This window comes from Bradyrhizobium sp. USDA 4369 (genome assembly GCF_054056435.1).
This window is the reverse complement of sequence record NZ_JBSRYH010000001.1, coordinates 4,607,787-4,622,006: the sequence shown is the minus strand read 5'-3', so window position 1 is coordinate 4,622,006 and position 14,220 is coordinate 4,607,787. Positions and strand designations below refer to the sequence as shown.

The following is a 14,220-nucleotide window of genomic DNA, read 5'->3' as shown; positions in this document are numbered from 1 at the left end:
ACCGCGCAATTTCGAACTTGGCAAGGCGATCATGGGTACCTGATAGGGGTTTAGCATGTGGTCTCGCCAGCAGTTGATGAACGTTAGAGGGCGCTTTTCAGAGAGCTGAGCCTGTAGTTCTGTCCGCTGCAGCTCGGCCCTACTCTGCGGCGACGGCGGAGACCGCCGTACCGGCATCCTGCGGATCTCTAAGAAAAAGCATCGCGAAGGGTTTGCAGCAGAACGTCGTGAACATTGCCATGGCGAGCAGCGGAGCGAGACAGTCCGACGATATGATGTGGGCGTCGTACAGCATCTTGAGGGCAACAATCTCCATCATGCCCTTGCATTGCGCGAGGGCGCCGATCAGGCAGCTCTCTCGAAGATCCGCTCTGAACAAAAGAGATGCGCCGCAAGCAGCCGCAAACTTGGTCAAGATCGATACGACGAGCATTGTGACGAAGCACAGCCAAAAGGTGTTGAACTCGGTGATCGGGGTCAGCTTTGCGCTGACTGAAAGGAAAAAAAACGGCAGCGCCACATGGAGACAGAACGGCTCAAAGATTAGCACGGCTCGCTCAAAGACGGCGCGCGGAACAAGTAGGCCGGCAAAGAAGCTGCCAATCGCAAAATGCATTCCAATTGTTTCGGCCAGTACGCCTGCAAATACGAGCGACGCAAAGGACCACGTCAGAGCGGACGCATCCGTTGCCACGGCGATACCGTTCCGGCGCCGACGCCAGAGCCCCGCCGCGATTGCAATCGGAGCGAGCGCCAACAAGATAGCAAGAGATGTCCAGCCGAGCGATCCGCTGGCGGCCGCCCCCTTCGACGAGCTCACGACAATGCCAAGAATACACCAAACCGTTACGTCGCTGATCACGGCGACAACAATCGCTTCGCGTCCAGCTCTGACTTCAAGCAGCCCCATGTCGCTCAGGATCAGTGCGAGCACCGGCAGAGCCGTGGTCGCGATGCAAAGTCCAATCCCGACGGAGAAGGTCCAAGTGTATCCGGCAGAGCCGACGAGGGCGGGGACGCTTTCATAGAACCAGAGGCCCAGAGCGGTACCTGCCGCGAGGGGGAGCGTGAGCGAGGCTGCGGCAATAGCGAGCGCACGCCCCCCCTCGCCTTGTCCATCGAACAACCGCGACTGGCCTCCGGCAACGAAAGTAAACAGAGCAACCGCCAACCAGCCTGGCGCCTCAAAGACACTGGCCGATGATGGGAAAAGAGTCTCCACCGCTTGAGGACAAAATGCGCCGAGCACACCCGGCCCAATAGCTATTGAGACGAGCATCTGCACGACGCCGAGCGTCGCGACACGTCTTACTGTTCTCCAGAGAACATAGGAGAGGACGATCGTGATGCCGCCGCCCAATAGCAACGAGGCGCTGGCCGGTATTGCGGAGCTGTACATCGAAGTCTCGCTTTTCGAACGGCCGGCGGCAAGCTGATTTCGGATCAGCGTTCCAACTGGACACTGCGCAGAAGAGCGTGCGAGCTATCAAGCGAAGAATACGTCGACGAGTGTGTCTATTTGCGATTTTCAGGCGATATTCGCTGCAATATATGGTTACTACGCACGCGAGATCATTCAGTCACGTCGCAGATTGGGCTGATGCTCAATTATAAACCCGAATATAATTTCGAATATTGCGTATTGCCGCATTTCGGACAAAGCGGATCACTCACATTGATGTGCCGGCAAGCTTAGGCCTACCGACATCGCAAACGCCCAATCGACGGCTTCACCACGGGCGAGCGCCATCCAGCGCACTCTCCCTCAGCCAACCAGTGAGGACTGCAATGACAACCCAAGCCCACCGTAAGAACCCGCTCGAACACGTGGCCCGAGACGTCGAACATCACCACCAGAAGGCATTTGCGCCGGATACTGTCTGGCGGCTGCGCAACGAGTTGCTTCGCGACGGCTACGTCAGGTTGACAGAGCTGCTTCCGCGCCACGTCATGGCGGAGTTGCAAAAGGACGTAAAGTCGATCGTCGACAGCGCCGCTCGTCGCATCGACCTCACCGTGGAGCAGACCGGGCACACGCCTCGCAAGATGTCGACAGTCAATTACGCTGACATCAACAAGTTTGGCGAATTTGCCCCCGCACTCTACGCGCTCAAGCCGATGCGCAAGTTGCTCGACGATATCGCCGGACATGCGGTGCGAGACTGCGATTATCAACCGGAGCAGATGACGATCACGAAGCAGGAAAGGCCGGGCGACACTCACGGCTGGCATTGGGGCGACTATCAGTATGCGCTCATCTTCATTGTTGAGGCGCCATCAGTGGACGCCGGCGGAATGTTGCAATGCGTTCCGCACACGACGTGGGACAAGAAGAATCCGCAGATCAATCGCTTTCTGTCGGAGAATCCGATCCGCAGCTATCACCACGACAGCGGGGATATCTATTTCTTCCGCACCGACACGACACTGCACCGGACATCGCCGATCGAGCGCGACTGTGTGCGGATCATTTTGAATTTTACGTTTGCTGGCCCGGACGATCTCAACAAGGCGCGGACCCACGAGACGATGGAGGCGATCTACGAGTTTGCCTGACGCGAAACTGATGTGCGCGAGGTGAGGCGTCTGCCTTGCCTCGCGGCCAGTTAACCTTGGCGAGGGTAAAACATGAAAATCGGCCTCATCGGATCGTCGCTTCGCGAAAACGAACATCGAGCCCCTCTTCATCCACTTCACTTTCCCAGCCTTTCTGGTGGCGTTCAACGGCGGCTGATCGTTGAAAAGGGATACGGAGACCTCTTCAATTCCAGCGATGCGGAGCTTGAGCCGTTCGTCCGGGGATTTGCTACGCGCGACGAAATCTTGCGTGAGGCCGAACTTGTTATTCTGGCCAAGCCGATGGCCGAAGATCTGCGCGCCATGCGTGAAGGCGCGACCTTGTGGGGGTGGCTGCATCTCGTCCTCTATGGCGATCTCGCCGATATCGCAATCCGGCGACGCCTGACCGTCATTACATGGGAGGCTATGTACGAAGAAGCTTTCATCGATGGTCGGCCACTTCATACTTTTCACGAAAATAATGCGCTCGCCGGCTACTCTGGGGTACTCCATGCGCTTGGCGCTAAAGGTCTGGATGGCCGCTTTGGTCCTGCCCGAAAGACCGTGATCATAGGCCACGGGTATGCCGGGCGCGGCGCAGCCATCGCGCTTCAGTCCGTGGGATTTAAGGACCTCACCGTGTTTACGCAGCGCCCCTCCCAGACGGTCGACAATCGACTGCCGGGTGTGCGCTATCGGAGGTTTGAGGCAAGCGCTGCGGGGGGAGCGATTACGATCGACCCGGACGGTATTGAGCGTCGGTTTGTCGAGGAGCTCCGGTCGGCGGATATCATCGTCAACTGCATCGGACAGGATCCGGAATCGCCGGTCATGTTCGTTACCGAAGATGAGGTCGCGCGACTGGATCACCCGTGTCTCATCGTCGATATAAGCTGCGATCCTGGGATGGGATTCCCGTTCTCGCGCACCACCACGTTCGAAACACCGACTTTCAATATTGGCAAAATGACGGTGTGCGCCGTCGACCACACGCCGGCCTATCACTGGGATGCCGCAACGTGGGGAATATCCAAGGCTCTTGTCCCGCACGTCTCGACAGTTGCAGCAGGCCCCAATCACTGGCGCGAAAACAGCACCATCGGAAACGCCATCGAGATCGAAAACGGCATCGTACTCAACAGAAAGATCATTTCGTTCCAGGGTCGGTCGGCTGCTTATCCATTCGAGCGCGCGCTCGCCCCCCCCCCCCCCGCGCAGCCATGACAGCAGGCTCTCGCTGACAAGAGGAGATGGAAACATGATGAATCATCCTCAACCGATGCGGACCACGACTCCCCTCGAGCAACACGGCTTCGAGCGGTATGTCATCGGGGCCGCCGATGTGAATTTGGACGTCGATCGCCATCTGGATCAGATCAGGCAGGAATTCAGTTCGTTGCTTCGCGATCCCTACGGTCAGTCGGACAATCGGTACCGAAGCTATTCGCGCGGCATCTTGCTGCCATGGAATGCGAGTTTTGATTGGATCCCTCCGACGACGCTCGTGAATGGACATCCGACGACCGAGTATTTCCAGGGGCCTTATAATCCGCACTTCTCTCGAGAAAGGCGGATTCTGCCATCGATCACCGAGACCACGAAGGCCAACCCACTTCTTCGTCGGCTGATATGGTGGGATTTCGACCGAACATTCTGGACCAAGGAGCTCTGGGGATATCCCCTGCAGGTCGGCGTATCCTTCATCAAACTACAAGTCGATGCAGAGAACCACCGCGCGCTTTCGACTCCTGATAGTTTCCATCAGGATGGCGAAACGTTCACTTTTGCCCACCTGGTGAAGCGAGAGGGAATCGAGGGTGGCATCAACGCCATCACTTATCCGTCGGCCGCAGGGAAGGTCCGCGAGCAGGTTTCCAATAACGAATTGCTCGCTGAGTTCGAACTCCACGCACCTCTTGAATCGTACGCGATTTTCGACCCCAAGGTCAGCCACTATGTGAGTCCGATCGAGCTAGCGAGGGATTGCAGCAGAGGGGAGCGAAGCATCATGCTCATCGACTTTACCCCGATGGTTACTATGCACCATCTGCCGCAATAGGCGATCCGGCCAGGTCGGGACGCGCTGGAGGTGGCCAAAAGCCAAGGTCTTGTCTGAGGTGCTAAATTACCGTTATATGCGCATCTAGCGACCGGTGAAGAGGAAGCAGACATGACGGCCAATCTCCGGGCGGCTTTGTGGATCATCTCCTCATGCCTCCTGTTTAGTTCAATGAACGCACTCGCGAAGTTGCTGTTTGCGACGGGAGCTATCGGCGGCCTGCATCCGTTGCAGGTTACGTTTGCGCGATATCTGTTTGCGGCGGCTGCCCTATTACCCTTTGCGCTTCGAGAGGTTCGCCTTCCTGCGCGAGGCATGTTCGTCCGATACGCAGTGAGGGTCGTGGCGGGCTATCTCGGGGTCGTCTTCATGTTTTTCGCCCTGCAGAGAATGCGCTTGAGCGACGCGACGGCGATTGGCTTCACGAGCCCATTTTTCGCCATTGCGGCTTCGGCCGTCCTTCTCGGCGAAAAGCCCAACGGTCGGCGATGGTTGGCGGCTATTGTCGGATTTACCGGTGTTCTCATCATTACGCGCCCGTCCGGGAGCGCGTTCGAGCCCGCAGCGCTATTTGCCTTGCTCGCCGCCTTTTCGATGGGCGTTGAAGTCGTCGGCGTAAAGTGGATAAGCGAGGTCGACAAGCCGACGGTCGTCATCCTGCTCAGCAACCTCCTCGCTGCGCCGCTGAGCGCGGCGGCCGCCGTTCCGGTGTGGACCGCGCCCAGCAGCGTCCAGTGGCTGCTCTTGGCTTCGATCGGAGTCGTAGCCGCGGTCGGGCAGCAATGCGTCTTACGCGGCGCTCGATTGGGAGAGGCGAGCTTCATCGCGCCATTCTTTTACTCGTCCCTCGTGTTCGCAACCCTGCTCGGCGCTCTCATGTTCGGCGAGATCCCTCCGATGTCCACGCTGATTGGCTCTGTAGTGATCCTTGGTGGAGTCCTGCTCCCGGTCGAGAGCCGCTTTAGCCGAATCCAGAAGCCGGAATCTCTCCAATGAAGCGAGGCCTCTTGCCATGCTATCCGCCGGGAAGAAAAGGCCGCCAATCAGGAACAAGGCTCGCCGGACTGGTGAAGTGCGTCCGTCGGATCCCTGTGGCGGCCGTTCGAAGCAGCGGCTTTTCGTCACCGCAGGAAATGGAGTTCCGCCGAGCCTTGCCGGGGTGAGCCACGCGGTTGTCGTCGGTTCCATTTGCCATACGGGCGGGCAGTTGGCGATCAGCCCGGAAGGGCGGCTTGTCCATGGCCCTGCCGGCAAGCAAGCTCGGCTGGCCTTCAAGAATCTTCTGGCTGTACTCGCAGCCGGAGGATTTTCAAAGTCCGACCTCGTATTCGTGGATATCGCGTTGACCGAGATGGGTGATCTTCCGGCGGTCAACGCCGAATTCCACCATGTGTTCTCGAAGCCGCCACGTCCCGCGCGCGCTGTGCTTCAGGTGTCGGCGCTTCCGCTGAAAGCCAAAGTGAGACTGTACGGCGTCGCAGTTCGTGACAACGAGCGTGTCCGCCAAAAGGGGAGCCATCCATGCGAGTGAGTGCGGTCTCGAAACCGTCAAACGTATTTCCGAGACAGATCGGGAGTTCTTTGCCGACTGTTAGTCGCGGGGATGGCATCTACGTCATCGATGTCGAAGGACGTCGATACCTGGACGCCTCTGGCGGCCCGGCGGTGTCTTGTCTCGGCCATAGCGATGCCGAGGTAATCAGGGCCATTAAGGAGCAAGTCGACCAGATCTCCTTCGCACACACGAGCTACTTCACGTCGTTTGCAGCGGAAGCCTTGGCGGATTTGATCATAGAGGGAGCGCCCACCGGCTTTGGCAAGGTCTATTTCACCGGTAGCGGGTCTGAAGCGGTGGAAGCGTCGCTGAAGATGGCACGCCAATACTTCATACAGTCCGGCTTGCCATCGAAGACAAAGTTCATCGCGCGTCATCAAAGCTATCATGGAGCAACCCTTGGCGCGATCGGGCTGGGCGGCGTGGAATGGAGACGGCGGTTGTATGAGCCGCTCACCATGCAATGTAGTTTCATTCCGCCCTGCTATTCGTATCGACTGATGAGTGCCGGCGAGACTGAGGATGCATATGGCCTCCGCGCGGCAGATGCGCTCGAGACAGAAATCCTCCGTTTAGGTCCGGAAAATGTTGCTGCGTTTGTTGCGGAGACCATCGTCGGCGCTACGTCCGGTGCAGTTCCAGCTGTCAGGGGCTATTTTAATCGCATTCAAGAAATATGCGATCGGTACAACGTTCTGCTCATCCTCGATGAAGTGATGTGCGGGATGGGACGCACGGGTAGCGTCTTCGCTTGTCACGATGAGGGTGTCACGCCGGACCTGATCTGTGTCGCCAAGGGTCTCGCTGCGGGATATCAGCCACTTGCGGCGGTCGTCGTCTCCGATCGGATCTACGATGTATTCGAGCATAACGACCGAGTGTTCCATCACGGGCAAACCTACATGGGACACCCGGTCGGATGTGCGGCGGCTCTGGCTGTTCAAAGAAAGATCCGCGAACGCGATGTGCTAACCAACGTGGTGCGGCAGGGACAGCACCTGATAAGCGAGCTGAAGACCCGGCTGGGCCAACATCCGTTCGTGGGCGACATCAGAGGAAGAGGACTGTTAGTCGGGATCGAGCTGGTGGCGGATCGCTGCAGCAAGGAGCCCTTTGATCCGAAGCTGAAGCTGCACGCACGCGTCAAGCAGGCCGCGTTCCGACGAGGGCTGATTTGCTACCCTGGCGGAGGAACGATAGATGGGCAGCGGGGCGATCATATTCTCCTTGCACCTCCGTTCATTGTCACTCAGTCCGACATCGATCGGATCATCGACATCCTCTTTCCCGCGATCGATGATGCGACCGCGGACGCGAAGGCTGCCCGAATGTAGTCGAAATCTGCTCATCAACCGTGGAGTTGCATCATGGATATGCTGACGTTTGCGAATGATGGCTGGATATTCGACGATTGTCCCACGGTCAGGGTTCGCGATCATGCGCTGTGGATGGCGTCGACCGTGTTTGATGGCGCTCGAGCGTTCGAGAACGTCGTCCCCGATGTCGATCGGCATTGCGCGAGATTGATCGGCTCAGCCAAGACCCTGGGGCTTGTGCCGACGCGATCCGCCGACAGCATTGCAGCGCTCATTCGAGAAGGCGTGAAGCGATTTCCGGCCAATACCGCCCTCTACATTCGGCCAATGTTTTGGGCTTCGGAAGGCTGGGCCGTTCCAACTCCGGAGAGCACCCAGTTCGGGCTCGTCCTGCAACGATCGCCGCTCCCCGCATTTGACGGCTTTAGCGCTTGTGCGTCGCCCGTGAGACGGCCATCGCCAGAATCGGCACCGACCGAGGCAAAAGCTGCGTGCCTCTACCCGGCGACGGCGCGCGCTTTGCGGATTGCGCGCGCCGATGGATTCGACAACGCAGTCGTTCTCGATCACCTCGGCAACGTCGCTGAATTTGCTACCGCAAATTTGTTCTTTGTCTCCGATGGACAGCTATTTACCCCGAGAACGAATGGCTCCTTCTTAAACGGAATAACTAGGCAGCGCGTGATCTCTCTGCTCAAACATGTCGGACTACCTGTCACGGAAACGACCGCGAGCTTTGAGCAACTCAAACGTGCCGACGAGATATTCTCAACAGGAAATTTCGGCAAGGTTGTCCCCTTACGCCGGCTTGCCGATAAGAAGTTTGACGTCGGACCTGTAACGAAGATGGCTCGTCAGCTCTATTGGGACTACGCGCTCGCTTCCCCCGCGCTTTCGCATGAGCTTGAGACAATCTCTGTCACGGTGACCTGAATGGTAAGCGATCATCTTCCCCCACCTTTGTTGCTGACGGGTTGACCGGCAATATGCGTTCCGTCTTTGAGATGACGGTTTTCGCCGATGATCGAACATGCAGTCGAGGCGTCACCTGTTGAGCTCAGGCGCCGCCGGTGGAGCGAGGAGAGCAAGGCGCTGATCGTGGCCGATTCGATGGCGCCCGGCGCGGTCATTTTGGAGGTCGCGCGTCGCCATGCTCTGTCGCCATCGCAGCCGTCGGTTTGGCGCAAGGCCGCCCGCGATCGTGACACCGGTCGACGGCAAGGGGGCTCGCCGGAACGGTCGAGATCTCGGCGTCAGGCGGCGAACTGACCAGCGTGCTGTTTGGCCCAGACCCAAGGCATGAGCTCGTCGAGGCGCAAGGCCGGCCAAAGATTGACCAGCCTGCTGAGGAGGTTGGTGAGATAGGCCTGCGGCTCGACGCCGCACAGCTTGCAGGTCTCGATCAGCGAAGCGATGCAGGCCCAGTTCTCCGCGCCCTGGTCATGTCCCGCAAAGAGTGCATTCTTGCGGTTCAGAACGAGGGGGTGGATGCTTCGCTCGACGATGTTGGTGTCGAGCTCGATGCGGCCCTCGCCGAGGAACCGCGTGAGCCCGTCCCAGTGATTCCAGGTGTAGCGGATGTGCTCGGCGATTTTCGCCTTGCCGGAGACGTGGGTGAGCTGCAACTCGAACCAAGCCTTGAGCGCCAGCACGACGGGCTTGCTGCGCTCCTGGCGCATCAAGCGCCGCTCCTCGGCGCTGCGGTCGCTGATCGTCTTCTCGATGCCATAAAGGGCGGCGATCCGCGCCATGCTTGCAGCACAGATCGGCGACCGGAACGCCAGTCTCGTGCTCCTTCAAAATCCCGATGATCTGCTCTTCCGTAAAGCGGCTGCGCTTCATGCTCTGGTCCTCGCTGGGCCAGAACGAACTTCAAGCTGGATTAAGCCCGCGGAGCAAGGTCACCGATCGCTCCGAGCCACGTCGTCCACGAACTTCTTGCGCCTAAATGGGTTTAGGCCGACAAGGCCACGACTCATCTTGGCTGGGCTGCTCTCTTGCAGTCGCGATCTACATGTTTCTGCAGAGCAACTGGAGGCTCAAGTCATGTCGTCAGGCAAGACCAGGATGTCATTAGCAACGCTATACAATTCGTTTGCACGATTTTGCGGAGTTTGGGCTGCTGCACGCCATTCCCATGCCGGCCGGACCCGCCTGTTACGACACCAACACGGCTAGTCACAATCATCTTCTGATTGGTACCGAGACGTCCCTTTATGACGCGCCACATGGAAACTTCATCTTCGACCAAGCGGACTACGCCGCGATGGGTTTGAGACTTACGTCAGTCAACGTCTTGGTTAGAGCGCAACGGAAACAATTGATCCAAGAGGTAAGCGAACTTCTACCAGATCCGGTAGGGACAAAAACCCAAAATACGCCACAATTAAAAATTGTCTTTCGAGGTATCGATGCACCTTGAATTGTAGGGGCAAGGAAATGGATAAGCGGGTCAGTGATATTCGCAGATCCAGCGACACCTATTCAGATCTGAAAGAGCTGATCACCAACTATCGTTTTCGATTGGGCGAACATCTGAACTTGACCAAACTGGCTGAACGGTTGGGCGTGAGCGTAACACCTGTTCGCGAAGCGCTGATACGATTAAATGCAGAGTCTTTGGTAACATTTCTTCCCGGTCGCGGCTTCTTTCCAAAAATGCCGAATGCGATTGAGCAGATGATGTTGTATGACCTTGCTTTTTTGATTCTCAGCGTTTGTCTCCAAAATGCCGCTGAGGAACGAAACGTTCGCGACAAATTTCTTCGGCTGCTTGAGCCGTCGAACGAGCACTTTGATGAAGCGGTGACCTGCCGGTCAGCGACGATCATCGCCAGCCATATTGAAGATACATACGTAGAGATAGCTTCCGGATCGGGAAACGCTGAGTTCTTACGGGTGATAAGGAATTTTTGCGATCGCACTCACTTCATCAGAAGCATCGAACTCGAACAATATGAAATGTGTAGGAGTCGAGCGAAAGCGTATCCGATTTTGATTCAGGAGGATGGATCTGGACGTGCTATCGACGTAATAGATAAACTGTTCGCTAGTACGCGCAGTCGGCTCGATGGTTTGGTGAAAGAAGCGCTCGTTCGAGTTTTGAGATAATTGTCGCGCCCCGAAACGTTATTCCGACGCGCCTGCGCCATGGCTTGAGATCGTTCTCCGCCAGGCGCCGCCGAACCGTCTCGCGCGACAGCCCCTCGTGGGACGTCAACCTGACCATCTCGTCGGCCAGAAGCTCCAGCGTCCAACGCGCCCGACCCGCAGGCGGGCTCGAGCAGGCGGTGGCCACCAGCAGGGCTTCCTGCTTGTCGGTGAGCTTGCGTTCCGCGCCGGCCCGTGCCTCCTCACTCACGGCGGCAGTCAGATTGCCTTCGACGCAACGCCGTCGGGTCCGATACACCGTCGAATGACCGACGCCTTCGCTGGTGGCAATGTCGTCGTCGCTCATCCCCGCATCGGCTGCCAGCAGGATCTGCGCCCGCTTGAGCTTACGCCCGCCTGGCTGCCGCCGGCCAACAGGAGCCCCAGTTCCGCCCGCTCGGCGCTGCTCAGATCGACATGATAGCGTATGTTCATCGCGGCCTCCGTCCTGGAGGCCGAGCTGCATCGACCGATGAATCAAATGTCTGGCAAAGTTGCGCCCGGCTTCGCTCCCAAGCAGGGCCAGTATCTGGCGTTCATCGACGCCTACACAAGCGTCAATCGGCAGCCGCCGGCCGAGCGCGACATCCAGCGCTATTTCGGCGTCACGCCGCCGACCGTGCACCAGATGATCCTCACACTTGAGCGCGCCGGATTCATTCGCAGGACCCCGGGCGCATCACGCAGCATCCAAGTCCTCGTCGCGCCCGAAGACCTGCCGGTCTTGCACGACCCCGATCAACCCGTCAAAACCTCTGTGTCGAGGTACGTCGGCTACGCTAAACATGCGATCTCGATTGACGAGAACCGCGCCGACTTCAAGCGCGTCGGCTGGTCCCCGACAGCCGAGAAGCAGGATCAACGCGACGCGCACGGCAATCTTTACTTCGAGCAGGTCTGGTTTCCGGGCGCGCACGCCGATGTGGGCGGCGGCTATCTCGAGAATGAGGCTCGGCTCTCAGACGTCGCGCTGAACTGGCTGCTCGCCGGAGCTTCACTCATTTTGAACGGGCTGAAACACGACGGCAGTGTGCTGCGGCTGTCGCCCGATCCCGCCGGCCCCCAGCACAATGAGCAGGCGGGAGACGTCCTCAAGGCCGGAGTTCTTGACCTGCCGATCGATTCCGAGACGGAAGAATCGAGATCACCGATACACAAATCGGTCTATCGGCGTTTCGAGGCCGCGTCCGTTCTCCTTTCCGATCGCATGGCGCGCCTACCGCCCGGACAACATGAGGGTCCACGTCGACTTCAAGCGCTAGTTCGACGGAAGCGCGGCGCAACCGGGCCAATGCCTCGCCGATGACATTGAACAGAAGCGGGAGAATGCAGGCCGTGTGGGGCGGCTCTAAGCAAGTCGCCCGAGAATCAGCTGCGTTGACACAGATCACAATGCCGAGAGCGGACGAGCCAACCGGCCGCTTAAAACACCGTTTGAAAAAACCGCTCTGGTTCGGCTCTCTCAAACGGTTTCTCGCTAAGGTCTTAATTTATATGGTGGGCGCACTAGGGCTCGAACCTAGGACCCGCTGACTAAGAGACATATGATTTCGTAGTAAGATCAACGTTCATTCCGACACTTATGTCCTCAGACTTGCATTGACTCCGCGATTGAATGTCCTCTTGTCGGAATGCCGGATGTGTAGCGCGATGGCCACCGACACTATGTCTTGAGTTGTCCTTAGCGGGTCAAGCGCACTCCGGGTTTGTCGCCGTCAGTGAATTCGACCCCGGCCACCTCTAGGGCACGTGATCGCCGTCAGGTTGTTAAGGGAGTCTGCGTCCTTGCTCGAAATCGCAAATAGTACTCTCGCTCAGATTGGAGCGAGCGGCCAATTCAGCTTGAGACCAGTCTGGCAGACCTCTAGCTGCCCGAGTGGTGCATGCTGGTGGCTCGATGCTCTGAATTACCAATGGTGCGAGAAAGTGTTCGCCTGAACGTCTCTTCTGCTAACACTATGTCGAAAGATGGCATGGTCCACCTTCGTCGGGATCGTCTCAGCCAATCTTTCGTCGTCGAACTATGCCAGACAGCCCTCTCCAGAGCTTTCACCCTGCGGCAGAGACAAGAGCTCACTGTGCAGCCGCGGTGCTACACTTCCCACTTCATGGCCGACCTTGTCCAGCCTTGGGAGCTACCGCACCAGCAGGGCGACACACGACCTTAGCGGGATCAAACGCCTCTTAACCGAACTTGGAAGACTGCCGAAGCGAGGATGGAGGCGAGCGCTAGCACAAGACCAAGCCCGGTCATCGGATTCTTTGTGATTACCGCCGCGAGCGCAACCCCCAGCGCCGCGGCCAACATCTGCCAGAAACCCAACAGCGCCGAGGCTGCACCCGCGCGATCCCCGAAGGGCGAAAGTGCCTTCGCACTGCAGAGCGGATTGACCATGCCCATTCCCAGGAGGAACACGCATACGCCGCCAAGAAATGGCAGGAAGCGCCCGTCGAACACTGCAAGCAGCAGCACCATGCCGGCGCCGACACAGGCGAGCGCGAGGCCAAGAACAATCGCCCGGTCGAGACCGAGATGCGAAACGATTCTCGTCGCGATAATGCCTGCGCTGAAGACGATGATGACCGTGCCTGCGAAGAACAGGCCGAGTTGCATGGGTGTGAAGCCGAGGCCCTCGATCAAGACACGTGGCAATGCCGAGAACATTGCAAACAGCGCACCCAGGATGAGGCTGACGGCCCCGGCAGGAACGACGAAGCGACGGTCGGTCGAAAGCGACAAGTAGTTCCTGGCGATCGTCGATGCATCGAACTTGGCGCGTGGCGCGTGGTGCGTTTCCCCGAAGGCGGCCAGGAATGCCGTGGCCGCCACTGCGGCGAAGATTGCGACGAAGATGAAGGCTGAACGCCAGCCGAAAAAATGATCCAGCGCGCCACCGACCAGCGGCGAGAATCCAGGCGCCGCAGCCATCGCAATCATGACAAAGGTAAGTACGCGGGCGAGCTTGTCACCCTCGAAGAGATCTCTCGCGATGGCTCGGGAAAGAACCGACGTGGCGCATGCACCACCGGCCTGCACGACGCGGCCGATCAACAGTGCCGGCAGATCGTTCGCCAATGCACACCAGATGCTGCCTGCGAAGAACACCGCAAAACCCATCAAGACGGGTCCGCGCCGGCCGAAGCGATCCGACATCGGACCGACGACGAGCTGCCCGAACGCGAACATCGCGAGGAACAGGGTGATCGCTGCCGTGACCTGTGCACTGGAGACACCCACCGCAATCGCAATGCTCGGCAGCGACGGCAGCAGAATGTTGGTGGCGAGCGTGCCGCTCGCGGACAGCGCGGCAAGAACGGCGACCTGAAGTCCGAGCGGCACGCCCGGTGCGATCGGACGAATTTGAACTTTGTCAGCCACGAGCCGCTTCCATCTTTATATATGATAAACATCATACAAATAGCCCATCTGCAAGCGCTACCATGCGCATGCTCCCCTGTCCTGTCGGTCACCATTTCCAAGCCGCGCAGCTCGCAGAAACGCGTCATCTGGGCGCTCGCAAAGCGATGGCCTGTCGCGACACGTAGCAGGCGGGTCACGTAGGGGACACGCGCTCGAACAC

General features: G+C 58.5%; 13 protein-coding genes and 3 pseudogenes. 10 read left to right on the top strand and 6 right to left on the bottom strand.

The window, feature by feature from the left end:
• Positions 1-139: 139 nt before the first annotated feature.
• Entirely contained in the window at positions 140-1,399 is a 1,260-nt protein-coding gene (locus ACVIJ6_RS20760) for a cation:proton antiporter (RefSeq protein WP_456774211.1), read from the bottom strand.
• 389 nt (positions 1,400-1,788) lie between these two features.
• Here ACVIJ6_RS20760 and ACVIJ6_RS20755 point away from each other — a divergent pair, with 389 nt between their 5' ends.
• The 8 genes from ACVIJ6_RS20755 (at position 1,789) to ACVIJ6_RS20720 (ending at position 8,758) form a co-directional block, all read left to right on the top strand.
• Positions 1,789-2,556, top strand: coding sequence for a HalD/BesD family halogenase (locus tag ACVIJ6_RS20755; RefSeq protein WP_456774210.1), 768 nt, complete (start codon positions 1,789-1,791; stop codon positions 2,554-2,556).
• 72 nt (positions 2,557-2,628) lie between these two features.
• Positions 2,629-3,783 (top strand): hypothetical protein, encoded by a 1,155-nt coding sequence (locus ACVIJ6_RS20750; protein ID WP_456774209.1) that lies wholly within the window; start codon positions 2,629-2,631, stop codon positions 3,781-3,783.
• A 34-nt stretch (positions 3,784-3,817) separates the two neighbouring features.
• Positions 3,818-4,618, top strand: coding sequence for a 2OG-Fe dioxygenase family protein (locus tag ACVIJ6_RS20745; protein ID WP_456774208.1), 801 nt, complete (start codon positions 3,818-3,820; stop codon positions 4,616-4,618).
• A gap of 111 nt (positions 4,619-4,729) precedes the next feature.
• Positions 4,730-5,614 (top strand): DMT family transporter, encoded by an 885-nt coding sequence (locus ACVIJ6_RS20740; protein ID WP_456774207.1) that lies wholly within the window; start codon positions 4,730-4,732, stop codon positions 5,612-5,614.
• Between the two features lie 163 nt (positions 5,615-5,777).
• Positions 5,778-6,149 carry a RidA family protein gene (locus ACVIJ6_RS20735; protein ID WP_456774206.1) on the top strand — a complete coding sequence of 124 codons (372 nt, stop codon included), beginning with the start codon at positions 5,778-5,780 and terminating at the stop codon, positions 6,147-6,149.
• Positions 6,140-7,507 (top strand): aspartate aminotransferase family protein, encoded by a 1,368-nt coding sequence (locus tag ACVIJ6_RS20730; RefSeq protein WP_456774205.1) that lies wholly within the window; start codon positions 6,140-6,142, stop codon positions 7,505-7,507. Before ACVIJ6_RS20735 ends, ACVIJ6_RS20730 begins: the two co-directional genes overlap by 10 nt.
• Before the next feature lie 33 nt (positions 7,508-7,540).
• On the top strand, positions 7,541-8,422 hold the full coding sequence (locus ACVIJ6_RS20725; protein WP_456774204.1) for a branched-chain amino acid aminotransferase: 882 nt from the start codon (positions 7,541-7,543) through the stop codon (positions 8,420-8,422).
• An 87-nt stretch (positions 8,423-8,509) separates the two neighbouring features.
• Positions 8,510-8,758 (top strand): transposase, encoded by a 249-nt coding sequence (locus ACVIJ6_RS20720; RefSeq protein ID WP_456774203.1) that lies wholly within the window; start codon positions 8,510-8,512, stop codon positions 8,756-8,758.
• On the opposite strand, the pseudogene ACVIJ6_RS20715 reads toward ACVIJ6_RS20720, so the two are convergent.
• Positions 8,743-9,237 (bottom strand): annotated as a pseudogene (locus ACVIJ6_RS20715) (IS66 family transposase); the annotation flags it as partial. The gene ACVIJ6_RS20720 and the pseudogene ACVIJ6_RS20715 overlap by 16 nt on opposite strands.
• A pseudogene (locus ACVIJ6_RS20710) lies at positions 9,236-9,331 on the bottom strand (transposase); the annotation flags it as partial. The pseudogenes ACVIJ6_RS20715 and ACVIJ6_RS20710, both read right to left, overlap by 2 nt.
• A gap of 597 nt (positions 9,332-9,928) precedes the next feature.
• On the opposite strand from ACVIJ6_RS20710, the gene ACVIJ6_RS20705 reads away from it, so the two are divergent.
• A complete protein-coding gene (locus ACVIJ6_RS20705) occupies positions 9,929-10,600 on the top strand; it encodes a GntR family transcriptional regulator (protein WP_456774202.1) in 672 nt (223 codons plus the stop codon).
• Between the two features lie 25 nt (positions 10,601-10,625).
• Here ACVIJ6_RS20705 and ACVIJ6_RS20700 read toward each other — a convergent pair.
• A pseudogene (locus ACVIJ6_RS20700) lies at positions 10,626-11,074 on the bottom strand (helix-turn-helix domain-containing protein); the annotation flags it as partial.
• Between ACVIJ6_RS20700 and ACVIJ6_RS20695 the strand changes: the two are divergent.
• Positions 11,067-11,945: a phospholipase effector Tle1 domain-containing protein gene (locus ACVIJ6_RS20695; RefSeq protein WP_456774201.1), complete on the top strand. Its 879-nt coding sequence runs from the start codon at positions 11,067-11,069 to the stop codon at positions 11,943-11,945. The pseudogene ACVIJ6_RS20700 and the gene ACVIJ6_RS20695 overlap by 8 nt on opposite strands.
• Before the next feature lie 461 nt (positions 11,946-12,406).
• Here ACVIJ6_RS20695 and ACVIJ6_RS20690 read toward each other — a convergent pair whose 3' ends face one another.
• Both ACVIJ6_RS20690 and ACVIJ6_RS20685 read right to left on the bottom strand, forming a co-directional pair.
• Entirely contained in the window at positions 12,407-12,475 is a 69-nt protein-coding gene (locus tag ACVIJ6_RS20690; RefSeq protein ID WP_456777041.1) for a hypothetical protein, read from the bottom strand.
• 337 nt (positions 12,476-12,812) lie between these two features.
• The gene (locus ACVIJ6_RS20685) at positions 12,813-14,018 is read right to left on the bottom strand and encodes a multidrug effflux MFS transporter (protein WP_456774200.1); all 1,206 of its coding nucleotides are present in this window, start codon (positions 14,016-14,018) and stop codon (positions 12,813-12,815) included.
• Positions 14,019-14,220: the final 202 nt, after the last annotated feature.

Excerpts from the sequence above, each read along its gene's own strand:
- ACVIJ6_RS20760 (WP_456774211.1), bottom strand. The coding sequence starts at position 1,399 with ATGTACAGCTCCGCAATACCGGCCAGCGCCTCGTTGCTATTGGGCGGC.
- ACVIJ6_RS20740 (WP_456774207.1), top strand. The coding sequence starts at position 4,730 with ATGACGGCCAATCTCCGGGCGGCTTTGTGGATCATCTCCTCATGCCTC.
- ACVIJ6_RS20720 (WP_456774203.1), top strand. The coding sequence starts at position 8,510 with ATGATCGAACATGCAGTCGAGGCGTCACCTGTTGAGCTCAGGCGCCGC.
- ACVIJ6_RS20695 (WP_456774201.1), top strand. The coding sequence starts at position 11,067 with ATGTTCATCGCGGCCTCCGTCCTGGAGGCCGAGCTGCATCGACCGATG.
- ACVIJ6_RS20755 (WP_456774210.1), top strand. The coding sequence starts at position 1,789 with ATGACAACCCAAGCCCACCGTAAGAACCCGCTCGAACACGTGGCCCGA.
- ACVIJ6_RS20750 (WP_456774209.1), top strand. The coding sequence starts at position 2,629 with ATGAAAATCGGCCTCATCGGATCGTCGCTTCGCGAAAACGAACATCGA.
- ACVIJ6_RS20725 (WP_456774204.1), top strand. The coding sequence starts at position 7,541 with ATGGATATGCTGACGTTTGCGAATGATGGCTGGATATTCGACGATTGT.
- ACVIJ6_RS20730 (WP_456774205.1), top strand. The coding sequence starts at position 6,140 with ATGCGAGTGAGTGCGGTCTCGAAACCGTCAAACGTATTTCCGAGACAG.
- ACVIJ6_RS20745 (WP_456774208.1), top strand. The coding sequence starts at position 3,818 with ATGATGAATCATCCTCAACCGATGCGGACCACGACTCCCCTCGAGCAA.
- ACVIJ6_RS20705 (WP_456774202.1), top strand. The coding sequence starts at position 9,929 with ATGGATAAGCGGGTCAGTGATATTCGCAGATCCAGCGACACCTATTCA.